This is a genomic window from Pseudomonas amygdali, from assembly GCF_002699855.1.
In the GTDB taxonomy this organism is placed as follows: Bacteria; Pseudomonadota; Gammaproteobacteria; order Pseudomonadales; family Pseudomonadaceae; genus Aquipseudomonas; species Aquipseudomonas amygdali.
Map to the genome: position 1 here is coordinate 14770 of NZ_LKBW01000256.1, position 23932 is coordinate 38701.

General features: G+C 59.0%; 21 protein-coding genes and 1 pseudogene. 10 read left to right on the forward strand and 12 right to left on the reverse strand.

Annotation, left to right across the window (positions count from 1 at the left end; translation table 11 throughout):
- Positions 1-3: 3 nt before the first annotated feature.
- Complete coding sequence (locus AO277_RS15785; protein WP_005613912.1) at positions 4-534, reverse strand: DUF5943 domain-containing protein; 531 nt, start codon at positions 532-534, stop codon at positions 4-6.
- Positions 535-618: 84 nt separating this feature from the next.
- Positions 619-1596, reverse strand: a complete 978-nt coding sequence (locus AO277_RS15790; RefSeq protein WP_044318368.1) for a dipeptidase — start codon at positions 1594-1596, stop codon at positions 619-621.
- A gap of 229 nt (positions 1597-1825) precedes the next feature.
- On the opposite strand from AO277_RS15790, the gene AO277_RS15795 reads away from it, so the two are divergent.
- Positions 1826-2236 carry a lysozyme inhibitor LprI family protein gene (locus AO277_RS15795; RefSeq protein ID WP_002555668.1) on the forward strand — a complete coding sequence of 137 codons (411 nt, stop codon included), beginning with the start codon at positions 1826-1828 and terminating at the stop codon, positions 2234-2236.
- Positions 2237-2291: 55 nt separating this feature from the next.
- Positions 2292-2711: a DUF3010 family protein gene (locus AO277_RS15800; RefSeq protein WP_002555669.1), complete on the forward strand. Its 420-nt coding sequence runs from the start codon at positions 2292-2294 to the stop codon at positions 2709-2711.
- Between the two features lie 222 nt (positions 2712-2933).
- Here AO277_RS15800 and fba read toward each other — a convergent pair whose 3' ends face one another.
- From fba to tkt, 7 genes are all read right to left on the reverse strand, one after another.
- On the reverse strand, positions 2934-3998 hold the full coding sequence (fba, locus tag AO277_RS15805; protein ID WP_004654897.1) for a class II fructose-bisphosphate aldolase: 1065 nt from the start codon (positions 3996-3998) through the stop codon (positions 2934-2936).
- 114 nt (positions 3999-4112) lie between these two features.
- Positions 4113-4439, reverse strand: a complete 327-nt coding sequence (locus AO277_RS15810) for an MliC family protein (protein WP_002555692.1) — start codon at positions 4437-4439, stop codon at positions 4113-4115.
- A 52-nt stretch (positions 4440-4491) separates the two neighbouring features.
- Positions 4492-4689: a hypothetical protein gene (locus AO277_RS15815; RefSeq protein WP_004654900.1), complete on the reverse strand. Its 198-nt coding sequence runs from the start codon at positions 4687-4689 to the stop codon at positions 4492-4494.
- A gap of 85 nt (positions 4690-4774) precedes the next feature.
- Positions 4775-5005, reverse strand: coding sequence for a putative periplasmic lipoprotein (locus AO277_RS15820; RefSeq protein WP_044318367.1), 231 nt, complete (start codon positions 5003-5005; stop codon positions 4775-4777).
- Between the two features lie 27 nt (positions 5006-5032).
- Positions 5033-6196 (reverse strand): phosphoglycerate kinase, encoded by a 1164-nt coding sequence (locus AO277_RS15825; RefSeq protein WP_044318366.1) that lies wholly within the window; start codon positions 6194-6196, stop codon positions 5033-5035.
- A 22-nt stretch (positions 6197-6218) separates the two neighbouring features.
- Entirely contained in the window at positions 6219-7262 is a 1044-nt protein-coding gene (epd, locus tag AO277_RS15830) for an erythrose-4-phosphate dehydrogenase (protein WP_002555695.1), read from the reverse strand.
- Between the two features lie 141 nt (positions 7263-7403).
- Positions 7404-9401 carry a transketolase gene (gene tkt, locus AO277_RS15835; RefSeq protein WP_044318365.1) on the reverse strand — a complete coding sequence of 666 codons (1998 nt, stop codon included), beginning with the start codon at positions 9399-9401 and terminating at the stop codon, positions 7404-7406.
- 259 nt (positions 9402-9660) lie between these two features.
- On the opposite strand from tkt, the gene AO277_RS15840 reads away from it, so the two are divergent.
- From AO277_RS15840 to AO277_RS15860, 4 genes are all read left to right on the forward strand, one after another.
- Positions 9661-10656 carry an ArsR/SmtB family transcription factor gene (locus AO277_RS15840; RefSeq protein WP_002555697.1) on the forward strand — a complete coding sequence of 332 codons (996 nt, stop codon included), beginning with the start codon at positions 9661-9663 and terminating at the stop codon, positions 10654-10656.
- 20 nt (positions 10657-10676) lie between these two features.
- On the forward strand, positions 10677-11867 hold the full coding sequence (gene metK / locus AO277_RS15845; RefSeq protein ID WP_044318364.1) for a methionine adenosyltransferase: 1191 nt from the start codon (positions 10677-10679) through the stop codon (positions 11865-11867).
- A gap of 379 nt (positions 11868-12246) precedes the next feature.
- Positions 12247-13932: an NAD-dependent DNA ligase LigB gene (ligB, locus tag AO277_RS15855; RefSeq protein ID WP_044318363.1), complete on the forward strand. Its 1686-nt coding sequence runs from the start codon at positions 12247-12249 to the stop codon at positions 13930-13932.
- A gap of 40 nt (positions 13933-13972) precedes the next feature.
- Complete coding sequence (locus AO277_RS15860) at positions 13973-14383, forward strand: DUF1090 domain-containing protein (protein WP_005734420.1); 411 nt, start codon at positions 13973-13975, stop codon at positions 14381-14383.
- A 47-nt stretch (positions 14384-14430) separates the two neighbouring features.
- On the opposite strand, the gene AO277_RS15865 is transcribed toward AO277_RS15860, so the two are convergent.
- The 3 genes from AO277_RS15865 to AO277_RS15875 form a co-directional block, all read right to left on the reverse strand.
- Positions 14431-14832, reverse strand: coding sequence for an MAPEG family protein (locus AO277_RS15865; protein WP_002555701.1), 402 nt, complete (start codon positions 14830-14832; stop codon positions 14431-14433).
- Between the two features lie 114 nt (positions 14833-14946).
- Entirely contained in the window at positions 14947-16338 is a 1392-nt protein-coding gene (locus AO277_RS15870) for a heavy metal sensor histidine kinase (RefSeq protein ID WP_044318362.1), read from the reverse strand.
- On the reverse strand, positions 16335-17006 hold the full coding sequence (locus AO277_RS15875; protein WP_044318361.1) for a heavy metal response regulator transcription factor: 672 nt from the start codon (positions 17004-17006) through the stop codon (positions 16335-16337). Before AO277_RS15875 ends, AO277_RS15870 begins: the two co-directional genes overlap by 4 nt.
- Before the next feature lie 266 nt (positions 17007-17272).
- Here AO277_RS15875 and AO277_RS15880 point away from each other — a divergent pair, with 266 nt between their 5' ends.
- From AO277_RS15880 to AO277_RS29445, 4 genes and pseudogenes are all read left to right on the forward strand, one after another.
- Positions 17273-18493 (forward strand): TolC family protein, encoded by a 1221-nt coding sequence (locus AO277_RS15880; protein WP_044318360.1) that lies wholly within the window; start codon positions 17273-17275, stop codon positions 18491-18493.
- Between the two features lie 67 nt (positions 18494-18560).
- A complete protein-coding gene (locus tag AO277_RS15885) occupies positions 18561-19814 on the forward strand; it encodes an efflux RND transporter periplasmic adaptor subunit (RefSeq protein ID WP_044318359.1) in 1254 nt (417 codons plus the stop codon).
- Positions 19815-19838: 24 nt separating this feature from the next.
- On the forward strand, positions 19839-23003 hold the full coding sequence (locus tag AO277_RS15890; RefSeq protein WP_044318358.1) for a CusA/CzcA family heavy metal efflux RND transporter: 3165 nt from the start codon (positions 19839-19841) through the stop codon (positions 23001-23003).
- 280 nt (positions 23004-23283) lie between these two features.
- Positions 23284-23871, forward strand: a pseudogene (locus AO277_RS29445) (hypothetical protein).
- The last annotated feature ends 61 nt before the right edge of the window (positions 23872-23932 follow it).

Genomic DNA, 23932 nt, shown 5'->3' on the forward strand with positions numbered 1-23932 from the left:
GATTTACAGCGGCTTGACGACAAACAGTCCGTCGTCGTGACCTTCTTCGGAACCACCGTAAACCTGCTCGGCTACGGTACGGATCGAGCTGCCGCTGGCGGCGAGTATCTGGTCCATCGCCCCGGCAAACCAGCCGGTGAACATGTAGTCGACCTTACGTCCGACCTTGCCGTAGACATACACGAAACAGGAGTGCTCAAGCTTCACGCTGGCGGTGCCTTTTTCGATATCGATGTCCTGAATCTTGAACAGCCCCCAGCCGCGTTGCGACAGACGCTTCATGTAGTGTTCGAACACGGCAACACCTTGCAGGCCGTGGCATTCGGCTTCTTTTTCACACCAGTGCCAGGCGGACTTGTAACCGGCTTTGTAGAGAATGTCAGCGTAGGCATCGGCACCCAGCACTTCTTCGATGCCCATGTGGTTGTTGACGAAAAAGTGCCGGGGCACATAGAGCATCGGCAACGCATCGGAGGTCCAGACGCCGGTTTCGCTGTCGACTTCGATAGGCAGTTGCGGGGCGATTTTAGCCATGGGGGTCAAACTCCAGATGATTCGGGTTACAACCACCGCCTGAAAGGCCGCGGGGGTTCAATTCGATAAGGTGTGGCTGGCGGATTACTCGCCCCAGACGTCGGCCAGTACGTTGACCCAGTTCTCGCCCATGATCTTGCGCACCACGCGCTCGGAATGACCGCGCTTGAGCAATGTTTCAGTCAGATTGGGAAACTCGCCCACGGTGCGGATGCCCAGCGGGTTGATGATCTTGCCGAAGCTGGTCAGACGGCGGGCATAGCCCTTGTCGTGGGTCAGGTATTCAAAAAAGTCCTGACCGTGCCCCTGGGTAAAGTCAGTACCAATGCCGATGGCATCTTCACCCACGATGTTCATCACGTATTCGATGGCTTCGGCGTAATCGTCGATGGTCGAATCGATGCCCTTGGCCAGAAACGGCGCGAACATGGTCACGCCCACAAAGCCGCCGTGGTCGGCAATAAACTTCAGTTCAGCGTCGGATTTGTTGCGCGGATGCTCTTTGAGGCCTGAAGGCAGGCAGTGGGAATAGCAGACCGGCTTTTTCGATTCGAGAATGACTTCTTCCGAGGTTTTCGAACCCACGTGGGACAGGTCGCACATCACTCCGACACGGTTCATTTCAGCGACGATCTCACGACCGAAACCCGACAGCCCGCCGTCACGCTCGTAGCAGCCGGTGCCGACCAGGTTCTGGGTGTTGTAGCACATCTGCACGATGCCGACGCCCAGTTGCTTGAAGATCTCGACGTAGCCGATCTGGTCTTCATAGGCATGCGCATTCTGGAAGCCGAAGAGGATGCCGGTCTTGCCCAGTTCCTTGGCCTTGCGAATGTCTGCGGTGGTGTGCACCGGCATGACCAGATCGCTGTTTTCGCGCATCAGTATCTGGCTGCTGCAGATGCTGTTGATAGTGGCCTGGAAGCCTTCCCATACCGACACCGTGCAGTTGGCCATGGTCAGGCCGCCCTTGCGCATGTCTTCAAACAGCTCGCGGTTCCACTTGGCGATGATCAGCCCGTCAATAACGATGCTGTCGGCGTGCAATTCGGCTGGGCTCATCAGGCTGTCCCCTTTTTTTGATTCCGGCGCGCCGAATCGGCTGTCGGCGCTAATGGGGTCAGCATATGCCGGAGGGTCGCGTGAACCGGGTGCAAAAACGACAGGGGGTTTGCCGAAAGCGTCAAGATGCGACAAAGGGTGACGGCGTGTCGCCCCACGATGTCGTAAACCTGTTCATTGTCTCGCGCTTGAGACAGAATCCAGCGTATCAATGGATCGGAGCGACTCGATGAAAACGTTTTTGCTGACCCTGGCCCTGATGGCAACGGCTGTGACAGGCGTACAGGCTGCTCAGAACCCGGATGTCTCGCCTTGCGACGGTGTTGACGATGACAAGCAGACTCTGGAGTGCTCGGTTTACAGCCGCACGACTGCAGAAGAATTGCTCAAGGAAAATTTCAACAACCTGCTCAAGCGTGTTCAGTCCCAGTTCGTTGCCAACAAGACGCAATTCAACGACTTTACCAGCAAACTCAAGACCGCCCAGCAAGCCTGGGAGAAGCTGCGTGACGCAGATTGCGCCGTTGAAGTCTTCCCTTCTGCGGCAGGCAGCAAAGCATTCACCATCAGTGAAAACGACTGCATTGCGCGCATGAGCGACGAGCGCTCGGAGTACCTGGAGTCGATTGCACAGGAATAACGTCTACGATGATATAACCTGCTTCTTTATATGAACGAGCTCATCAGGTTTTCTCATGATTATTTGCGGTGTAGAAATCAAAGGCAGCGAAGCTATCTTCGCCCTTGCCACTCGGCAGAGCAGCGGGCTCGCTCATCTGCCGCTGGCCACGAAAAAGATCGCGCTGGAGGACGATGAAGAGCCTGCCAACGTCAAGGCTTTCGCTACGCAGCTCGCCAGCTTCGTACGCGAACACGGCGTCAGTCACATCGCCATCAAAAAACGCAGCAAGAAAGGCGAATTCGCCGGCGGCCCGACCACATTCAAGATCGAAACCATCTTTCAACTGATGTCCGATTGCGATGTAGCGCTGATCTCGCCGCAGACCATTAATGCGCAGAACAAGAAACACGCTTTCGCCCTGCCCGATACGCTTAACAAGTATCAGCACGAAGCTTACAAGGCGGCGTGTGCGGGGTTGATGAAGAGCGTTTAAGCAACTTCAAGAGAGGACGCAGAGCGTCCAGAAAGGCATGCGACGCGGAGCGTCGCACGATAGTTGTAGGTGTTCTCCCGGACGCCGATCGTTCCTCACGCTCGCTCCAGCGTGGGAATGCCTGTCGTGACGCTCTGCGTCACAAATCTGCGCCGCGCTGCCAATTTCGAAGCGCTATAAAAAAACCCGCATTTCTGCGGGTTTCTTCAATGCGCAGTCAACTCAGTTGATCTTGGCATCCAGCTCGCCACGCGCGTAGCGTTCGAACATGGCGTCCAGGGAGATCGGTTTGATCTTCGAGGCGTTGCCAGCGGTGCCGAAGGCTTCGTAGCGCGCGATGCACACGTCACGCATGGCCGAGACGGTTTTGGCCAGATACTTGCGCGGGTCGAACTCGCTTGGGTTTTTAGCCATGAATTCGCGGATGGCACCGGTAGAGGCCAGACGCAGGTCGGTATCGATGTTGACCTTGCGCACGCCGTGCTTGATGCCTTCAACGATTTCTTCGACCGGCACACCGTAGGTTTCTTTGATGTCGCCGCCGAACTCGTTGATGATCTTCAGCCATTCCTGTGGAACGGACGAGGAACCGTGCATCACCAGGTGAGTGTTAGGGATGCGCTTGTGGATCTCTTTAATACGCTCGATCGCCAGGATGTCACCGGTAGGCGGCTTGGTGAACTTGTACGCACCGTGGCTGGTGCCAATGGCAATGGCCAGAGCATCGACCTGGGTGCGCTTGACGAAGTCAGCCGCTTCTTCAGGGTCGGTCAGCATCTGGCTGTGGTCCAGAACGCCTTCCGCGCCAACACCATCTTCTTCACCGGCCATACCGGTTTCCAGCGAACCCAGCACGCCCAGCTCACCTTCCACGGAAACGCCGCAGGCGTGAGCGAAGGACACTACGCGACGGGTAACGTCGACGTTGTAGTCGTAATCGGCTGGGGACTTGCCGTCTTCACGCAGCGAGCCGTCCATCATCACCGAGCTGAAGCCCAGCTGGATCGAGCGCTGGCAGATGTCAGGGCTGGTGCCGTGGTCCTGGTGCATGACCACCGGGATGTGCGGGAATTCTTCGATCGCGGCGAGAATCAGGTGACGCAGAAACGGCGCACCGGCGTATTTGCGGGCACCGGCAGAAGCCTGGACGATCACCGGGGAGTCGGTCTTGTCGGCCGCTTCCATAATGGCGCGCATCTGTTCCAGGTTGTTTACGTTGAAAGCTGGAACGCCGTAGCCGAATTCGGCTGCGTGGTCCAACATCTGGCGCATGCTGATAAGTGCCATTGTCTGTCTCTCTCCCGGTAGGATCGTTAATCGAGCAAGCCTGCCGTAGTGGCGGCTGCCATTCAAGTTATAAGCTCAGCCACGAAGGCTGTGCGTGTGTGCCCGAGATCCGACTTATCTGGCCTTGCAGCCGCGACCGATCAGATCGTTGGTAGCGTCCCAATAGATCAGGCCCTCGCTACCCTTGTTGACGAATGCCAACACATTGTTGCTGTAAAGCGTTCCGCTGGCAGCGCCGGGTTCAGCCTTGAGCCTGAACACCTGATCGCTCTGATTCAGACGAACATCGACTTCCTTTTTGGCCGAATCGATGTAGCGCCAGTTGACCTCTGCATTGCTGTCACACACCCAACGGTTCCAGGGGTCATTGTGCTGCGATGTGCTCAGGCTCGAACAACCGCCAAGCACTGCCAAAACCCCAAGGGCAATCACGCGTCTCATTACATCTCCTGGCTGCCCTGCGAAACGCGGTGTATGCCGGTCGTTTCAACTGTCAGGGGCAGTTCTGTTCCTGTTTACGGTCGTCGGCCGGCTCACCCGTTACATGTGCCTCGACCCGTTGACTGTTTTCAGTCGTCGGCACATTCACAGAGGCCGGGCTGAATATCTGACAGGTCTTGGCATGCGAGCCAGAACCGGTACAACCAGCCAATACAACGCAGCTCATCAGAGCCAGGGCAGCGATCTTCATGGCGAAACTCCTTTGCCGGAAAAATATCCACTCTTTAAAGACCGCCCAAGCCCGTCAATGTTGCCAAACGGATTTCAGACCTGGCTCACAAACATCCTACATTGCCTGTTCTGGGCATGAACTCGTAACGATCCCATACCTGCGGACCGCCACGCTTGTAGATGACCGGCACTGTTTCAGCCTGCCAGCCAGCCTGATAACAGCTTAACTGGAGCGGTTGGCTCGGGGAGTCGCTCTCCACCTCTTCAACCGCAGGTTTGCCCGCGCAACCGGCCAGCAAACCTGCGATGAGAAACCACGGTAACGCCCTGACCATTGACCACTCCTTGTCCAAGGCTTTCATTCAAGCCTTGGCGCGTTGTTCGAGCACTTCTACCGCTGGCAGAACCTTGCCTTCCACGAACTCGAGGAATGCACCGCCACCGGTCGAAATGTAGGAAATCTGTTCTGCAACACCATACTTATCGATAGCCGCCAGTGTGTCGCCACCGCCCGCGATGGAGAACGCCTGGCTTTCGCCAATGGCCCTGGCCAGCGTTTTGGTGCCTTCACCAAACTGATCGAACTCAAAAACGCCGACCGGACCGTTCCACAGGATAGTCCCGGAAGATTTCAGTAATTCGGCGAAATGCGCAGCAGTTTGCGGGCCAATATCGAGAATCATGTCGTCATCGGCGACGTCAGCGATCAGTTTGACAGTAGCGGCAGCGCTCTCGGCGAACTCCTTGGCAACCACCACGTCCGTCGGCAATGGCACGCTGACCTTGGCGGCGATGGCGCGAGCGGTGTCGAGCAGGTCAGGTTCGTACAGCGATTTACCGACCTTGTGACCGGCCGCAGCGAGGAAGGTGTTGGCAATGCCGCCGCCGACGATCAACTGATTGCAGATGCCGCTCAGGCTGTTGAGTACGTCAAGCTTGGTGGACACCTTGGAGCCGGCAACGATGGCAGTCATCGGCTGAGCCGGAGCGCCCAAGGCCTTGCCCAGCGCTTCAAGCTCGGCGGCCAGCAACGGGCCTGCCGCTGCCACTTTGGCGAATTTGGCAACGCCGTGGGTCGAGCCCTCGGCACGGTGAGCGGTACCGAAAGCGTCCATCACGAACACGTCGCACAGGGCCGCATATTTCTGTGCCAGCTCGTCGGCGTTCTTTTTCTCACCCTTGTTGAAGCGAACGTTCTCGAACAGCACGACGTCGCCGGCCTTGACGTCAACGCCGTCCAGATAATCGGCAACCAGCGGAACATCACGACCCAATGCCTTGCTCAGGTAATCGGCAACCGGCTTGAGGCTGTTTTCAGCAGAGAATTCGCCCTCGGTCGGACGACCCAGGTGCGAGCAGACCATGACGGCCGCGCCTTTTTCCAACGCCAGCCTGATGGTCGGCAGCGAGGCAAGAATACGTGCATCACTGCTGACAACGCCGTCCTTTACCGGGACATTGAGGTCTTCGCGGATCAGTACACGTTTACCTTGCAGATCGAGGTCAGTCATCTTCAAGACGGTCATGAGCATTCCTGTTTTTTTACTGTTATTGGTCAGCGACGCGCAGAAAGTGATCGGCGACGTCGAGCATTCGGTTGGCAAAACCCCATTCGTTATCGAACCAGGCCAGCAGATTGACCAGCCTGGGACCGGAAACGCGGGTCTGACTCGCATCGACAATCGCCGAATGCGGGTCATGGTTGAAATCGCAGCTGGCGTGCGGCAACTCAGTGTAGGCCAGCAGTCCCTTGAGCGGGCCGCTGGTGGCGGCCTCACGCAAAATACGGTTGATCTCGACAGCGTCGGTGTCTCGCGACATTTGCAGCGTAATGTCCAGGCAAGACACATTGACGGTCGGAACACGAACAGCTTTGGCCTGAATTCGGCCGGCAAGTTCCGGAAGCAGCCGCTCGATTCCGCGCGCCAGACCGGTGGACACCGGAATGATCGACTGAAACGCCGAGCGCGTACGGCGCAGATCTTCGTGGTGATAGGCGTCGATTACCGGCTGATCATTCATTGCCGAATGGATGGTCGTGATGGTGATGTACTCAAGGCCGATGGCCTGATCCAGCAGACGCAGCAGCGGCACACTGCAATTGGTGGTACACGACGCTGCGGAGACCAGTAATTCCCGGCCAGTCAGCTTCTGCTGGTTGACGCCGAACACGACAGTGGCGTCGACATCCCGCTCGCTGGCCATCGGCTGAGAGAACAGCACCCTCGGCGCACCGGCATTCAGAAAGCGCTGGCCGTCTTCGCGAGTGTTGTAGACACCGGAACACTCAAGCACAAGATCGACCTCCAGCCCGGCCCAGTCGATGCCTTCCGGCGTCGCACTGCGCAGAACCTTGATGCGGTGATCATTGATATGCAGGTATTGCCCCTCGACCCGCACTTCGCCGGGAAACCGGCCGTGTGTGGAGTCAAAGCGCGTGAGGTATTCGAGACTGGCCATGTCGGCCAGATCATTGATGGCAACCACTTCAAACCCGGCCTTGGCCCCTCGCTCGCACAGTGCGCGAACGACGCAACGACCAATACGGCCGTAACCGTTCAGAGCAACTTTGTAAGGGCGGGGCTGGGGCATGAAGTTTTCGCCAGGGAATAACAGTCATGTGGGAGCGGACTTGTCCGCGAATGGCAGCACTCGGTTCAGCTGATTTACCGAGTTGCTACATTCGCGAGCAAGCTCGCTCCCACAACATCAACATCAACGTTACATAGCTGATCAGTCTTCAAGCAGCTCTTCAGCCGTGCTCAAGACGTTTTCCAGCGTAAAGCCGAACTCTTCGAACAAGGCTGACGCAGGGGCCGACTCGCCGAACGTGGTCATGCCGATCACGCGACCTTCCAGACCCACGTATTTGTACCAGTAGTCGGCGTGAGCCGCTTCGATGGCAATACGTGCACTGACCTGCAGCGGCAGAACAGCCTGCTTGTAGGCCGCATCCTGAGCTTCGAAGATGCTGGTGCATGGCATGGAGACCACACGAACGTTGCGACCCTGCTCGGTCAGCTTGTCATACGCCTGCACAGCCAGACCGACTTCAGAACCGGTCGCGATCAGAATTAGCTCAGGCTCTGCAGCGCAGTCACGCAGTACATAGCCGCCACGGGCAATGGCATCTATTTGCTGCTGTTCACGCGCTTGGTGAGTCAGGTTCTGACGCGAGAAAATCAACGCGGATGGGCCGTCATTGCGCTCGATGGCGTGTTTCCAGGCCACTGCCGATTCCACGGCATCTGCCGGACGCCAGGTGTCCAGGTTCGGCGTGGTACGCAGGCTGGTCAGTTGCTCGATCGGCTGGTGAGTCGGGCCGTCTTCGCCCAGACCGATGGAGTCGTGGGTGAATACATAGATCACGCGCTTCTTCATCAGCGAGGCCATACGCACCGCGTTGCGAGCGTATTCCATGAAGATCAGGAAGGTTGCGCCGTACGGCACGAAGCCGCCGTGCAGGGCGATACCGTTCATCATGGCGCCCATACCGAACTCACGAACACCGTAGTGCAGGTAGTTGCCGTTAGGGTCTTCGCCAGTGATGCTCTTGCAGCCTTTCCAGATGGTCAGGTTGGAGCCGGCCAGGTCGGCCGAACCACCGAGAATTTCAGGCAGCAACGGGCCCAATGCGCTCAGGGCGTTCTGGCTGGCCTTACGGCTGGCGATGGTTTCGCCTTTGGCGTTGACTTCGGCGACATAAGCAGCGGATTTCTCAGCAAAGTCAGCAGGCAACTCGCCGCTCATGCGACGGATGAAGTCGTTGGTCAGTTCAGGGAAAGCGGCGGAATAGGCAGCAAAGCGCTGATCCCACTCGGCTTCGGCAGCCAGGCCTTTTTCTTTCGCATTCCACTCGGCGTAGATATCAGCCGGAATTTCGAAAGGACCGTGGTTCCATTTCAGGGCCGCGCGAGTCAGGGCGATTTCGTCCGCACCCAGCGGCGCACCGTGGGATTCTTCCTTGCCCTGCTTGTTCGGCGAGCCGAAACCGATGGTGGTCTTGCAGCAGATCAGTGTTGGCTTGTCGCTCTTGCGCGCAGTGTCGATGGCTGTCTTGATTTCTTCAGGGTCATGGCCGTCGACATTGCGGATCACCAGCCAGCCGTAGGACTCGAAGCGCTTCGGCGTATCGTCGGTGAACCAGCCTTCGACTTCACCATCGATGGAGATGCCGTTGTCGTCGTAAAACGCAATCAGCTTGTCCAGTTGCAGCGTGCCGGCCAGGGAAGCGACTTCGTGGGAAATACCTTCCATCATGCAGCCATCACCCATGAACACGTAGGTATGGTGATCAACGATGGAATGGCCTGGGCGGTTGAACTGTGCAGCGAGGGTTTTCTCGGCAGCGGCAAAACCGACAGCGTTGGCAAAGCCCTGACCCAGCGGACCGGTGGTGGTCTCGACGCCTGGGGTGTAGCCAAACTCCGGGTGGCCCGGTGTGCGGCTGTGCAGTTGACGGAAGTTTTTCAGGTCGTCGATGGACAGGTCGTAGCCGGTCAGGTGCAGCAACGAATAGACCAGCATCGAGCCGTGGCCGTTGGACATGATGAAACGGTCACGGTCAGCAAACGCAGGGTTTGCAGGGTTGTGCTTCAGATAATCACGCCACAGAACCTCGGCGATATCCGCCATGCCCATCGGGGCACCCGGATGGCCGCTGTTGGCTTTTTGCACGGCATCCATGCTTAGGGCACGAATAGCATTGGCACGCTCACGACGGCTTGGCATCGCTGATCTCCTGGGAATTGTAAAATTAGGATCGGAAAAAAGACGGCCATTTTCCCTCAGGGACAGGCCGGGGGCAATCACAGATAGTCGACCATAGGCTTTTTTCCGGGGTTACGGACATTATTTGCCCTGTAAAGACTGGATTACCCATCAGCGCAACAAGTTCAGAATGCCTGACCGGTGCCACCCATCCAGCAATATCAAAACTTTTTGATATTGCCCTTGCAGCGCTCCGGATCGCTCTCTAGACTGCGCAGCTATGAACCTGCGTGTACCTGCCATTCGCCATGATGCATGCGACGACCTCTCTGCATTGTGCAAGGCCGGCGGAGATCCCTTGCGGCTCAACGTACTGCGTGTGCTGACCAACGATTCGTTCGGCGTGCTTGAGCTGGCGCAGATTTTTGCCATCGGTCAGTCCGGCATGAGCCACCACCTCAAGGTGCTGGCGCAGGCCGATCTGGTTGCAACGCGGCGTGAAGGCAATGCGATTTTCTACCGTCGCGCCCTGCCCCACACTGAATTGCCGGGTGGCAGGCTGCATGCGGCGCTGCTTGATGAAGTGGACACGCTGAACCTGCCGGACGACGTACAGAGCCGCATAGGCCTGGTGCATCGACAACGTGCACTGGCTAGCCAGGATTTCTTTGCCCGTACTGCCGAAAAGTTTCGTGCCCAGCAAGACCTGATCGCCGGTCTGGCGCAGTACAGCGAAAGCCTGCTGACCCTGCTCGACAAACTGAGCTTTGGTGCGCAGGCAACCGCTCTGGAAGTAGGCCCCGGTGACGGCGGCTTCCTCCCTGAGCTGGCGCGGCGCTTCGGTCAGGTCATCGCGATGGACAACAGCCCGGTGATGCTGGACCTGGCGCGTGGCGTCTGCGAGCGCAAGGCGCTGGCTAACGTTGAGCTGAGGCTGGCCGATGCACTGACCGACGCTAAAGTCAGTGCCGACTGCGTCGTCCTCAACATGGTGCTGCACCATTTCGCAGTCCCGGCCCAGGCCCTGAGGCAACTGGCCGAACACGTAAAACCCGGCGGTAGTTTGCTGGTAACAGAATTGTGTAGTCATGACCAGAGCTGGGCCAGGGAGGCCTGTGGCGATCTCTGGTTAGGTTTCGAGCAGGAAGACCTGGCCCGTTGGGCCATCGCTGCGGGGCTAGTTCCCGGGGAAAGCCTTTATGTAGGCTTACGTAATGGTTTCCAGATCCAGGTTCGCCATTTTCAGCGACCGGCTGGCGACACTCACCATCGGTAAAATGAAGGAAACCCGTAGAGATGAGCGAATATTCACTTTTCACCTCCGAGTCCGTGTCCGAAGGACATCCGGACAAGATCGCCGACCAGATTTCCGACGCGGTTCTGGACGCTATCATCGCTGAAGACAAATACGCCCGTGTAGCGTGCGAAACACTGGTCAAGACCGGTGTGGCAATCATCGCTGGCGAAGTGTCGACTTCGGCCTGGGTCGATCTGGAAGACATCGTGCGTAACGTCATCCTCGACATCGGCTACAACAGCTCCGACGTCGGTTTCGACGGCGCGACTTGCGGCGTGATGAACATCATCGGCAAACAGTCGGTAGACATCGCCCAAGGCGTTGACCGCAGCAAGCCTGAAGATCAGGGCGCTGGCGACCAGGGCCTGATGTTCGGCTACGCCAGCAACGAAACCGACGTGCTGATGCCAGCACCGATCACCTTCTCTCACCAATTGGTGCAGCGTCAGGCCGAAGCGCGTAAATCCGGCCTGCTGCCGTGGTTGCGCCCGGATGCAAAATCCCAGGTTACCTGCCGTTACGAAAACGGCAAGGTTGTCGGCGTCGACGCCATCGTACTGTCGACTCAGCACAACCCGGATGTGTCCTACAAGGACCTGCGCGAAGGCGTGATGGAGCTGATCGTCAAGCACGTCATCCCTGCGCACCTGCTGCACAAGGACACCCAGTTCCACATCAACCCGACCGGCAACTTCATCATCGGTGGCCCGGTAGGTGACTGTGGCCTGACCGGCCGCAAGATCATCGTCGACACCTACGGCGGCATGGCCCGTCACGGTGGCGGTGCATTCTCCGGCAAGGACCCATCGAAGGTTGACCGTTCGGCTGCTTACGCCGGTCGTTACGTGGCCAAGAATATCGTGGCTGCCGGTCTGGCCGAGCGTTGCGAAATTCAGGTGTCCTACGCTATCGGCGTGGCCCAGCCGACGTCGATCTCGCTGAACACCTTCGGCACCGGCAAGCTGTCCGATGACAAGATCATCAAGCTGGTCCGCGACAACTTCGACCTGCGCCCATACGCCATCACCACCATGCTCGACCTGCTGCACCCGATGTACCAGGCCACTGCGGCCTACGGCCACTTCGGCCGTACCCCGGTCGAAATGACCGTTGGCGATGACACCTTCACCGCCTTCACCTGGGAAAAAACCGACCGCGCCGACGCCCTGCGCGCCGCTGCCGACCTGTAAAAACCAGTAAAAAAGCCTCGAGCGACCTGGTCGTTCGGGGCTTTTTTTCGTCTGGCGATTATCGTGCGACGCTCCGCGTCGCATGCCGTTCTGGACGCTCTGCGTCCGATCTTGAATACGCGGCGCAGCACAGATCTGTGACGCGGAGCGTCACGCACTGCATTCCGACGCTGGAGCGTGCGGAACGATAACCTCAACTATCTCAACTATCTCAACTATCGTGCGACGCTCCGCGTCGTATGCCGTTCCGGACGCTCTGCGTCCTGTCATCAAACAGGCCGCGCAGGGCTTTGGCAAAACCCGGTAACCAAGCAACCCGTCTATAAACAACACCAGCAACTAGCCTCATCGAGCCCATTCCTAAAGCAAGGATGCTTCGATGTTGCCCACCATTCGCCTGATGACGTGTGCCCTTCTGTTTCTTCTGCCCGGCCTCGGCCATGCCAGTCAATGCCCTGACTGGCCTGCAGCCAAGGCGCGCAGCGAGGTCACAAACTTGCAACAGCAGATGGCTGCGTGGGACGACAGCTACCACCGCCAGGGCATTTCGCACATTCCGGACGAGCTCTACGATCAGGCGCGGCAGAAGCTGAACCTGTGGCGCTCGTGCTTTGCCGTTTCCACCCCAGAGGCCGATCCGCTAAAGACAGCAGTTGGCCCGCTGCCTCATCCCGTACCGCACACGGGCGTCAACAAGCTGGCCGACGAAAGCAGCGTCAAGGACTGGCTCAAGGGCCGCAAAGACCTGTGGATTCAACCCAAGGTCGATGGCGTGGCAGTCACACTCGTTTACGAAAAAGGTCAGCTGGTGCAGGCGATCAGTCGCGGCGATGGGCGCAAGGGCCAGGACTGGACTTCGCAGGCACGACTGATAAAAGCCATTCCTCAGCGTTTGCCCCAACATGACTCCCTGATCCTGCAAGGCGAGCTGTACTGGCGGTTGACCGATCATATTCAGGCAACATCCGGCAGCGTCAACGCGCGCAGCAAGGTGGCAGGCATGCTGGCCCGGCAGACAATCAGCCCGCAGCAGGCTGATGCCATCGGGCTATTCGTCTGGGACTGGCCGAACGGGCCTACCGATATGGCTCAACGACTCGCAGGCCTGCAAGCCATGGGCTTTGAAGGCAGCGAGGCGTACACGCACTCACTGGAAAATCATGTTCAGGCTGCGAGATGGCGCGAGCATTGGTACCGCAATCCTCTGCCGTTCGCGACAGATGGCGTGATCATGCGCCAGGGCCAGCGCCCACCGATGCAACGCTGGCAAGCCAGTGCGCCTTACTGGATCGCGGCCTGGAAGCACCCTTACGCACAGGCACTGGCCGAGGTGCGCAAGGTCAGCTTCAATATCGGTCGCAGCGGCAGGATTACCCCTGTGCTGGAGCTGACCCCGGTACGTCTCGACGACCGTACCGTCAGCCGCATCAGCACCGGCTCACTGCAACGCTGGCAAACACTGGATATAAGACCTGGCGATCAGGTAGCCGTGAGCCTGGCCGGGCTGACGATTCCGAGACTCGACGGCGTGATATCCCGCGCGGCTGAACGAGTTGAAATGATCACTCCGCAAGCCGACGACTTTCATGAGTTGAGCTGCTGGCAAGCCACCCCAGGCTGTGAAAGCCAGTTCCGCGCCAGACTGATCTGGCTCAGCGGCAAGAAAGGCCTTGCGCTGCCCGGCGTCGGTCCGGGGACCTGGGACAAGCTTATTGAAAACGGCCAAATAGAGAGCCTGCTCGATTGGATGACCCTGAATCATGCTGAGCTTGCTAACATTCCCGGCTTCGCAGAGCGCAGCAGCGCTAAACTGCTCGCCAGCCTGCAAACAGCGCGTGAACGGCCGTTTCAGACGTGGCTCAAGGCCATCGGACTGCCGCCCACAGGAAGCGCAACACTTCCTGACAATTGGCAGGAACTGGCCGGGCGTAGCGTTGAGCAATGGCAAGCAGAGCCGGGCATAGGGCCTGGCCGGGCAGCGAAACTGAGGTCTTTTTTTCAGGCCCCAGAGGTGCAGGCATTGAGCTATCAATTGCAGGCTCAGGGTATTTCAGGTTTTAAGTAGCGGACGTCCATTTTTTGGTCCGTATTCAAACGGAGTTCATATGCAGTTTTTATCACCACTGATCCTTTTCACCAGTTGCACGCTACTGGCTACAACGCTGCTGGCAGATGAGCAGGCACCCGCACCTTCCGAGTGCCAGATCAAAAGCCAGGAAATCAGCAGCAAGATTCAGGACGCCAAGACCGAAGGTAACAAGGCCGAGCAGGTCGGGCTTGAGAAGGCCCTCGCCGAGGTCAATGCCAACTGCACCGAAACCTCATTGATCAAGCAGAGAAAGCAAAAGGTGCTGGACGCCAAGCAGGAAGTCAGCCGCCGCCAGACCGACTTGAACAAGGCCATGGACAAAGGTGATCCGGAGAAGATCAACAAGCGCAAGGACAAGCTGGCCGAGTCGCGCAAAGAGTTGCAGGAAGCCCAGACCGACCTTGAGAAGGTCCAGCCTGACGATTGATCAAGGTTGCGGCGCTGCTGCTTATCGGCAGCGCCGCAACCTGGCTGTCAGGATACGGCCGGGAAAGCCGACACGCCGAACAGCGCGACGATGAGCCCCATGCCCACCAGCCAGACTATCGAACGCAGTGCGGCGAGATCAGCCAGATAGAAGATGATGTACAACAGACGACTGGTGATGAACAGCACCGCCAGCACATCGATGGTCACCAGCTGCGCATTGCCGGCAATGTGCGCGATGATGACCGCTGCGGCAAACGCCGGTGTCGCTTCATAGCTGTTGAGCTGGGCAGCATGCGCACGGCGCGGGAAACCCTCCAGCTTGTCGAGAAAGGCGCGCGGGTCATGATTGTGTCCGCTGCCGAATTTGCCGCTGCCGAACTTGGCGATACCGGCACACATAATCGGCAGCAGGATCGCGACCAGCACGCACCAGAAAGCAACTGTCATACGTCCATCCTTATAGGTTCAGCTTCATCTGAAGCATCCGGGCAATACCCGCTCACAAGCTATGAGCCGGGGGGCAGCGAAAGGTTCTTGAAGAACGACCAGCAACCTGACGCATTACACCAGTTTAGGAAAGATCAGGCTGAACGTCGTGAAGTGTCCGGGCTCGCTCTCGACCGTCACCTGCCCTTCATGCAGGCTCATGATGGGACGCACAATCGCCAGCCCAAGCCCCGTCCCGCCCTGCTGTCGCGCGCGGCTGACATGAACCCGATAGAAGCGATCGAACAGCCGCGACAGATGTTCGGCATCGATACCATCGCCCGCGTTGCGCACCGCCAGTGACACTTCATCTGCATGCGTGGCAAGGGTGATGGTAATGACACTGCCGGACAGACCGTGGCGAATAGCGTTGGACAGCAGGTTCGAAATCGCTCGCTGAATCATCAGCCGGTCGCCTGTTGCCTTCGCGTTACCCTGAACCTGCAAGGTGATGTCGCGCTCTTCCGCCGAAGATGAAAACAGCTCGGCGACCTTATCGGCTTCTTCGCGCAGGTCGATGACCTCAACCGGCAACGGCGCGGCAGGCTGGCTGACACTGGCCAGAAACAGCATCTGGCTGATCATGCGCGACATGCGCTCCAGTTCCTCGGTGCACGATTCCAGCGCCTGCTTGTACTCTTCCGAAGGGCGCGGCCTGGACAGCGTGTCCTGCGCCTTGCCCATCAGGTTGTTCATGGGCGAGCGCAACTCATGCGCGAGGTCGTCCGAGAACTGCGCCAGTTGCTGCACATCGCCGTCCAGCCGGTGCAGCATGAAATTGACCGCATGCGCCAGGTCGCGCAATTCATCAGGCAGGCCCTTCAATTTCATGCGATGAGACAGATCGCGAGCCGAGATCAGTGCCGTTACTTTTCTGAAAGCACCCAACGGCCTGAGACCACGACGCACTACCCACCAGGCACCGAAGCCGACCAGCAGCAAGATCAGCGGCAGTATCAGGAAAGTCGATTTCAAATAAGCGTGCAGCAGCGTGCTGTCACTTTCCCGATCCATCGACAGCCTGACGAGAATATCCTGCCCTGTCTTGAGGTGTATTTCCCTGTAACCCATCAGAATCTTGTGGCCGTGTACCGACTGCAACTCCTGAAAGCCTTGAGGTATGTGATCTGCCTCGGGGACAGGCAGGTTCCGGCCTTCCTCGTTACCGACCATCATCAATTGCTGCCGAGGATTGCCCGCGTCGAGCACCATCAACGAGTAGCTGTCGTGTCCGATGATCTGGTCACGCAGGGTATGAGGGTATTGAACAATGTCTTCGATGCCGAGAAAGCCCTCGCTCATGCTGTGTTCGATCTGCGCGAACTTCTCGTTCAGGCTGTCTTCGGCGCGCAGATCGAGCTGACGGGAAATAGCCGCATAAGCGAGCATTTCCATTACCAGCACCAGGCACGCAATCAGCGCAGTAACGGTCAGCCCCAGGCGCGTCGACAGACGCGTCGGTTTCATTCACGCACTTCCAGCACATAGCCCACGCCGCGCAACGTGTGGATCAGCTTGGTCTCGAAAGGATCGTCGATCTTCGCGCGCAGGCGACGGATCGACACTTCCACCACATTGGTGTCGCAATCGAAGTTCATGTCCCTGACCAGAGAAATGATCTGCGTACGCGACATGACTTCCCCGCTGTGACGCATCAGCAGGTGCAGGAGCGCGAACTCCTTGGTGGTCAGGTCGATGCGCTGGCTGCCGCGAAACGCCCGGTGCCGCCCTTGATCAAGCTCCAGATCGCCAACCGGCAACACCTTGGAGGTGGTGGTCTGCTCGCTGCGCCGCATCAACGTGCGGACCCTTGCCAATAGCTCGGGAAACTCGAACGGCTTGACCAGATAGTCATCCGCGCCCAATTCCAGACCCTTGACCTTCTCTTCCAGGCGCCCTCGTGCAGTGAGCATCACGCGCGTACTGACCGTCTTCCTCAGGCGACTCAATACCTCCCAGCCGTCCATTTCCGGCAGGTTCACATCCAGTATCACCACATCGTAAGCCTGATGCTGCGCGAGATAGAGGCCATCGAGCCCGGTTGCAGCGATATCGACGATATAGCCACTTTCGGTCAGACCCTGATGCATGTACTCGGCAGTTTTCGGCTCGTCCTCTACGACAAGGATTCGCATAACCAGGCTTCCTGTTTGATGAACGGATGATGACGATGCCGTGCAGTGTACTGAAAAGAAACGCTTATCTTGCTGGATAACAAAATCGTAATTTTCCAGCAATCCCTGTGATAGCTCCGGTTACATAAAGTCCCCACAGCCAACTTCAGCGCCAAGGTGCCTGTTTGTTTTTTGTTTTGATGGGGTGCTTCATGGACAGGGTAATTCATGCGACTGAAGAACAACGTACGCACTCCGCGTACCGGTCTGGTAACAGGGTGCCCGGCATGAAAGTCGCCGCACTTTGTCTGCTGCTGTTGCCATTTGCTGCTCCTGGCATCGCAGCAGCCCAGGGCATCAGCCTGGCTCAGGCGCTGGAAGCAGCCTTTGCGCGCAACCCGGAACTCGCCGCCGCGCAATGGGAGATCGGCGTCGCCGAAGGTGATCGCCAGCAGGCCGGGCTGATTCCCAACCCGGTGGTGTCGTGGGAGGTTGAAGACACACGCCGCGAGACCAGGACCACCACCGTGATGCTCAGCCAGGCACTGGGCGGCAAGCGCGGAGCACGCATCGAAGCCGCCAGCAAGGGCCAGGACGCCGCCCGGCTGGAGCTGGAGCGACGCGGCAACGAACTGCGGGCCGAAGTGGTTCAGGCGTTCTACGCAGCGGCGCGGGCGCAGGCAGGTCTGGACCTGGCGCGCCAGTCCAGAACACTGGCAGAACGCGGTCTGCAGGTTGCCGAAGGGCGTGTTCGGGCGGGCAAGGTGTCACCGGTGGAGGCCACGCGCGCTCAGGTGCAACTGGCTGAAACCGACCTGCTGGTAAGGCGCGCCGAGACCCTGAAGATCAACAGCAACCGTGAACTGGCGCGCACCACAGGTTCGCCGGTCGCCTCTTTTGAGCGTCTGGAATACACCGATCTGTCGCCGGGCAAGCTGCCACCGAGCGCAAAGCTACTGACCGCCATCAACCAGTCTGCCGAGCTACGCCTCGCTCAGGCGCAGATAGAACAGCGCGAAGCCGCGCTGGGTTCAGAACGCGCCAAGCGCATCCCGGACCTGGCCGTCAGCGTCGGCAGCCAGCACAGCCGCGAAGAGCGCGAGCGGGTCAACGTCGTGGGCCTGTCGATGCCGCTGCCGTTATTCGACCGGAATCAGGGCAACGTACTGACAGCATCACGCCGGGCCGACCAGTCACGCGACCTGCGCAATGCCGTTGAGCTCAAGCTGCGCACCCAGACCCAGTCCGCCCTCGATCAGTGGAGCACCGCGGCGCAGGAAGTCGAGTCCTTCAATCAGGTCATCCTGCCCGCCGCGCAGCGCGCCGTCGACACCGCAACGCGCGGTTTCGAAATGGGCAAGTTCGGTTTTCTGGAAGTGCTGGATGCGCAACGAACGCTGATTTCAGCGCGCAGCCAGTACCTGGAATCGCTGGCAACCGCCACCGAAGCCCGAGTGGCTGTCGAGCGAATTCACGGTGATCTCAACCGGTTCAGCTTCAACCCCTGACTGTCCTTGTCCGCCTATATCGAGCGTATCGCAAGGTGCCGCAAGCGCCTGATCGCCGGGAGCCTTTATGAACAACAAACGAAGCATTGCCATCACGCTGGCGGTGGTGGCCATTATTGGTCTGGGCAGTCTGACGCTGAACCCGCAGATGCTGCCCTTCGCAACTGGAACAGAGGCATCAGGCGAGAAACACGACCATGACGCCGAGCCAGGTCATGCCGAGGAGCAAGGCCACGGCAACGAGGCGAAAACACCAGGCGCCGTAGCGTCAGAATCTTCCCATGAAGAGGAAGAAGGACACATCGAACTGAGCGCAGAGCAGATCAAGACTGCCGGCATCGAGCTGGCCACCGCCGAGCCTCGACAGATGAGCACCACTGTGACCTTCCCCGGCGAAATCCGCTTCGATGAGGACCGCACCGCGCATGTCGTGCCTCGGGTCAGCGGTGTGGTCGAATCAGTGAAGGTCGATCTGGGTCAAGCCGTGAAAAAGGGTCAGGTGCTGGCAGTGATTGCCAGCCAGCAGATCTCCGATCAACGCAGCGAACTGAACGCCGCACAACGCCGCCAGGAACTGGCCCGCCTGACGTTACAGCGCGAGAAAAAACTCTGGGAAGACAAGATTTCCGCCGAGCAGGACTACTTGCAAGCGCGCCAGGAGTTTCAGGAGGCCGACATCAACCTGGCCAACGCCCGGCAGAAGATCAGCGCCATCGGTGCCAGCCTGAACCCATCCGCGGGCAATCGCTACGAATTGATCGCGCCATTTGACGCCATGGTCGTAGAGAAACACCTCGGCATCGGCGAGATGGTCAGCGAAGCGAGCAATGCCTTCACGCTGTCCGACCTGTCGCGTGTCTGGGCCACCTTCGGCGTAGCGCCCAAGGATCTGGACAAGGTGGTGGTCGGTCGTCCGGTCATCGTCAGCGCGCCCGATCTGAATGCGCGGGTCGAAGGAAAGATTGGTTACGTCGGCAGCCTGCTGGGCGAGCAGACTCGCGCTGCCGCCGTGCGCGTGACCCTTGCCAACCCGCAGGGTGCCTGGCGTCCCGGCCTGTTCGTGTCGGTGGAAGTCGCCGCCGAGCAGACCAGCGTGGCGGTCAGCATTCCCGAGTCTGCGATTCAGTCGATTGAGGACAAACCCTCGGTCTTCGTACGCAACGCTGAAGGTTTTCAACTGACACCGGTAACCCTCGGTCGCCGCGATGGCGGCCATGTGGAAATCGTCAAAGGCCTGGCTGGCGGCACACAAGTGGCTGCTGCGGGCAGTTTCATCCTCAAGTCGGAGCTGGGCAAAGGCTCCGCCGAGCACGCCCATTGATCTGCGTCACACGAGTACACCTCCATGTTTGAACGGTTGATTCAATTCGCGATTGAACAGCGCATCGTTGTGATGCTTGCTGTGCTGCTCATGGCTGGGCTGGGCATTGCCAGTTACCAGAAACTGCCTATCGATGCCGTCCCCGACATCACCAACGTACAGGTACAGATCAACACGTCGGCACCCGGTTTCTCGCCGCTGGAAACCGAACAGCGCATCACGTTCGCCATCGAGACCAACATGGCAGGCCTGCCCGGCCTGCAACAGACGCGCTCGCTGTCGCGCTCGGGCCTGTCTCAGGTCACGGTGATTTTCGAAGACGGCACCGACCTGTTCTTTGCCAGGCAACTGGTGAGCGAGCGCCTGCAGATTGCCAAGGACCAGTTGCCTGAAGGCGTCGACGCGATGATGGGGCCGATTTCCACCGGCCTCGGCGAGATCTTTCTGTGGACGGTCGAGGCCCGAGAGGGCGCACTGAAAGAAGACGGCACGCCGTACACGCCGACCGACCTGCGGGTGATTCAGGACTGGATCATCAAGCCGCAATTACGCAACATACCGGGCGTGGCCGAGATCAACACCATCGGCGGTTTTGCCAGGCAGTATCAGATTGCGCCCGATCCGAAGAAGCTGGCGGCCTACAAACTGACACTGAACGATCTGGTGGCTGCGCTTGAGCGCAAAAACGCCAATGTCGGCGCAGGTTACATCGAGCGCGGCGGTGAGCAACTGCTGATACGCGCACCGGGCCAGCTCGGCACGGTGGACGATATCGCCAACATCGTCATCGCCAACGTGCAGGGCACGCCCATCAGGATCAGCAGCGTGGCCGAGGTCGGTATCGGCAAGGAAATGCGCTCCGGCGCAGCCACCGAAAACGGCCGTGAAGTGATGCTTGGTACGGTGTTCATGCTGATCGGTGAAAACAGCCGGACGGTGTCACAGGCCGTAGCCGCCAAACTCGCCGACATCAATCGCACACTGCCCGAAGGCGTCGAGGCGGTAACGGTTTACGACCGCACCAACCTGGTCGAAAAAGCCATCGCAACAGTGAAAAAGAACCTGATCGAAGGCGCGATTCTGGTCATCGTGATTCTGTTCCTGTTTCTGGGCAACATCCGTGCTGCGCTGATCACCGCCATGGTGATTCCGCTGGCCATGCTGTTTACTTTCACCGGCATGTTCACCAACAAGGTCAGCGCCAACCTGATGAGCCTAGGCGCGCTGGACTTCGGCATTATCGTCGACGGCGCGGTGGTGATCGTCGAAAACGCGATCCGCAGGCTGGCGCATGCCCAGAAGAAATACGGCCGCATGCTGACCCGCTCCGAGCGTTTCCACGAGGTCTTCGCCGCCGCCAGAGAAGCCCGTCGGCCGCTGATTTTCGGCCAGTTGATCATCATGGTCGTGTACCTGCCGATCTTCGCCCTCACCGGTGTGGAAGGCAAAATGTTCCACCCTATGGCGTTCACTGTGGTCATTGCCCTGCTCGGTGCCATGATCCTCTCGGTGACCTTCGCGCCTGCCGCCATCGCCATATTCGTCACCGACAAGGTCAAGGAAGAAGAAGGCTTTGTGATGCGCACCGCTCGCCAGCGCTACGCGCCGATACTGAGCTGGGTACTGGGGCATCGCTCGATAGCGTTCGGCTTGGCCTTCGTGCTGATTGTCTTGTCGGGGTTCACCGCCAGCCGCATGGGCAGCGAGTTCATCCCAAGCTTGAGCGAAGGCGACTTCGCCTTGCAGGCGCTGCGGGTGCCCGGCACCAGCCTGACCCAGTCGGTGGACATGCAGCAGCGTCTGGAAAAAGCCATCATCGACAAGGTCCCGGAAGTGCAGCGCGTATTCGCCCGCACCGGCACCGCCGAGATCGCCGCCGACCAGATGCCGCCCAACATCTCTGACAGCTACGTGATGCTCAAGCCCCAAAGCGAATGGCCTGACCCGGACAAGTCTCGCGAAACGCTGATCGCCGACCTGCAAAAGGCCGCCGCCAGTGTGCCGGGCAGCAACTACGAACTGTCCCAGCCGATCCAGTTGCGCTTCAACGAGCTGGTTTCCGGAGTGCGCAGCGACGTTGCAGTGAAGGTCTTCGGCGACGACATGAACGTGCTCAACCAGACCGCAGCAAAAATTGCCGCCACCCTGCAAAAAGTGCCAGGCGCTTCAGAAGTGAAGGTGGAACAGACCACCGGCCTGCCGGTACTGACCATCAACATCGATCGCGACAAAGCCGCGCGTTACGGCCTTAACGTGGCCGATGTGCAGGACGCCATCGCCATTGCGCTGGGCGGTCGTCAGGCGGGAACGTTGTATGAAGGCGATCGCCGCTTCGACCTGGTGGTGCGCCTGTCCGAGCAACTGCGCACCGACGTGAACGGGCTCTCCAGCCTGCTCATTCCGGTGCCTGCGAGTGCCAACAGCAACCAGCAGATCAGCTTCATCGCACTGTCCCAGGTCGCCAGCCTTGATCTGGTATTGGGCCCGAACCAGATCAGCCGCGAGAACGGCAAGCGTGTCGTTATCGTCAGCGCCAACGTGCGCGGCCGGGACCTCGGCTCGTTTGTCGAAGAAGCAGGCACCACCATCGACAGCGGCGTGCAGATCCCGGCGGGTTACTGGACCAATTGGGGCGGCCAGTTCGAGCAACTGCAATCGGCCGCCAAACGCCTGCAAATCGTCGTGCCAGTAGCATTGCTGCTGGTGCTGGCGCTGCTGTTCATGATGTTCAATAACCTCAAAGACGGCCTGCTGGTATTCACCGGCATCCCGTTCGCCCTCACCGGCGGCGTCATGGCCCTGTGGCTGCGCGATATTCCCCTGTCGATCTCCGCAGGCGTGGGCTTCATCGCCCTGTCGGGCGTGGCGGTGCTGAACGGTCTGGTGATGATCGCCTTCATCCGCAGCCTGCGCGAAGAAGGCCGCTCGCTGCACGACGCCATCACCGAAGGCGCCCTCACCCGCCTGCGCCCGGTGCTGATGACCGCACTGGTCGCATCCCTGGGCTTCATCCCCATGGCCCTCGCCACCGGCACTGGTGCCGAAGTGCAGCGACCGCTGGCGACGGTGGTGATTGGCGGGATTCTGTCGTCGACCGCGCTGACGTTGTTGGTGTTGCCGGCGTTGTATCAGTGGGCGCATCGGCGGGAGGAGGATGAGGTCGAGGCGTTGAAGCAGGGTTTCAAGTAACCGCCAAAGCTTCAGGAGGCTCGTGATAGAGCATCCTGAAGCTTTCACCTGCCCGCAGTGAACTTTCAGTTAAAGGAAGGTCGAAACACTCGCCATTGAAAGTAGCGTTCGTCCGTAGCTTTTATCCCACAGGATTTTCAGGGCTTTCCTGCTCATAAGTCCGCTCAGAGATATAGTCCGGTCCCGTTAAAGTGCTTATCGTCCAGTTACAAATGGGCCACGCGGCAGTACGTTGCCTGCGTAAGGAGATGTAGCAGTTGATGAACAACGTTCAAGCCGCATGACGCGCACCAGTCTCTACGACCGTATCTCTGAACGCCGACTGGCTGACGAAGCACTGGCGCGCGAGTAAACCGAGCGGGCTGCCGCTCAACAGGCGCTCGACATCATTCAGGCGGCTATCCCTGTCCCACAACCCTTGCTCGACGCACCCTGCAGTTTCAATTTTGGCGGGTTCCGCTTCGGCTTTCCGGAAGGGTTCGGGTGCAGCGCGATCGATGCCACCATTCAAGTCGATGGAGAGCCTGTGGTGGTCTCCATTCAGCGCAGCGATGTACCTGAAGAGGCGAACCTTGCCGGGGCGTTCGCCGAAGCGGTCAAAGCACTGCAGCCGTTGTATGGCAATGTCCGAGTCATCCGCCAGTATGAAACGTTACTGGCAGGGAATGCCGCGCTGGCGCTGGACTTCCATTTTCGCGTGGGCTTCGAAGAACGGCATGGACGCTTGATCGGTTCCATCGTACCGGTCGCCGATCAAAACGAACGCCAGTGGCTGAGCGTGGGCTGCGTAATCGACTCAGAAAAAACCGCGCTGAAAACATGGCTGCTGGACTTCGACGTCATGCTTGAAGGTATGACGGCCCCCTGAGCTCTACTTCATCGCTGACAGGACACGTTTTAATGGACTATCCGTTGCAGAGCATCAGCGT

Bases quoted from the DNA above. Each gene is read 5' to 3' on its own strand.
- AO277_RS15865 (WP_002555701.1), bottom strand. From the start codon at position 14,832: ATGACAGTTGCTTTCTGGTGCGTGCTGGTCGCGATCCTGCTGCCGATT.
- AO277_RS15785 (WP_005613912.1), bottom strand. From the start codon at position 534: ATGGCTAAAATCGCCCCGCAACTGCCTATCGAAGTCGACAGCGAAACC.
- AO277_RS15880 (WP_044318360.1), top strand. From the start codon at position 17,273: ATGAAAGTCGCCGCACTTTGTCTGCTGCTGTTGCCATTTGCTGCTCCT.
- AO277_RS15840 (WP_002555697.1), top strand. From the start codon at position 9,661: ATGAACCTGCGTGTACCTGCCATTCGCCATGATGCATGCGACGACCTC.
- AO277_RS15890 (WP_044318358.1), top strand. From the start codon at position 19,839: ATGTTTGAACGGTTGATTCAATTCGCGATTGAACAGCGCATCGTTGTG.
- fba (WP_004654897.1), bottom strand. From the start codon at position 3,998: ATGGCACTTATCAGCATGCGCCAGATGTTGGACCACGCAGCCGAATTC.
- epd (WP_002555695.1), bottom strand. From the start codon at position 7,262: ATGCCCCAGCCCCGCCCTTACAAAGTTGCTCTGAACGGTTACGGCCGT.
- AO277_RS15810 (WP_002555692.1), bottom strand. From the start codon at position 4,439: ATGAGACGCGTGATTGCCCTTGGGGTTTTGGCAGTGCTTGGCGGTTGT.
- tkt (WP_044318365.1), bottom strand. From the start codon at position 9,401: ATGCCAAGCCGTCGTGAGCGTGCCAATGCTATTCGTGCCCTAAGCATG.
- AO277_RS15885 (WP_044318359.1), top strand. From the start codon at position 18,561: ATGAACAACAAACGAAGCATTGCCATCACGCTGGCGGTGGTGGCCATT.
- metK (WP_044318364.1), top strand. From the start codon at position 10,677: ATGAGCGAATATTCACTTTTCACCTCCGAGTCCGTGTCCGAAGGACAT.
- AO277_RS15820 (WP_044318367.1), bottom strand. From the start codon at position 5,005: ATGGTCAGGGCGTTACCGTGGTTTCTCATCGCAGGTTTGCTGGCCGGT.
- AO277_RS15860 (WP_005734420.1), top strand. From the start codon at position 13,973: ATGCAGTTTTTATCACCACTGATCCTTTTCACCAGTTGCACGCTACTG.
- AO277_RS15795 (WP_002555668.1), top strand. From the start codon at position 1,826: ATGAAAACGTTTTTGCTGACCCTGGCCCTGATGGCAACGGCTGTGACA.
- AO277_RS15790 (WP_044318368.1), bottom strand. From the start codon at position 1,596: ATGAGCCCAGCCGAATTGCACGCCGACAGCATCGTTATTGACGGGCTG.
- ligB (WP_044318363.1), top strand. From the start codon at position 12,247: ATGTTGCCCACCATTCGCCTGATGACGTGTGCCCTTCTGTTTCTTCTG.
- AO277_RS15825 (WP_044318366.1), bottom strand. From the start codon at position 6,196: ATGACCGTCTTGAAGATGACTGACCTCGATCTGCAAGGTAAACGTGTA.
- AO277_RS15875 (WP_044318361.1), bottom strand. From the start codon at position 17,006: ATGCGAATCCTTGTCGTAGAGGACGAGCCGAAAACTGCCGAGTACATG.
- AO277_RS15870 (WP_044318362.1), bottom strand. From the start codon at position 16,338: ATGAAACCGACGCGTCTGTCGACGCGCCTGGGGCTGACCGTTACTGCG.
- AO277_RS15800 (WP_002555669.1), top strand. From the start codon at position 2,292: ATGATTATTTGCGGTGTAGAAATCAAAGGCAGCGAAGCTATCTTCGCC.
- AO277_RS15815 (WP_004654900.1), bottom strand. From the start codon at position 4,689: ATGAAGATCGCTGCCCTGGCTCTGATGAGCTGCGTTGTATTGGCTGGT.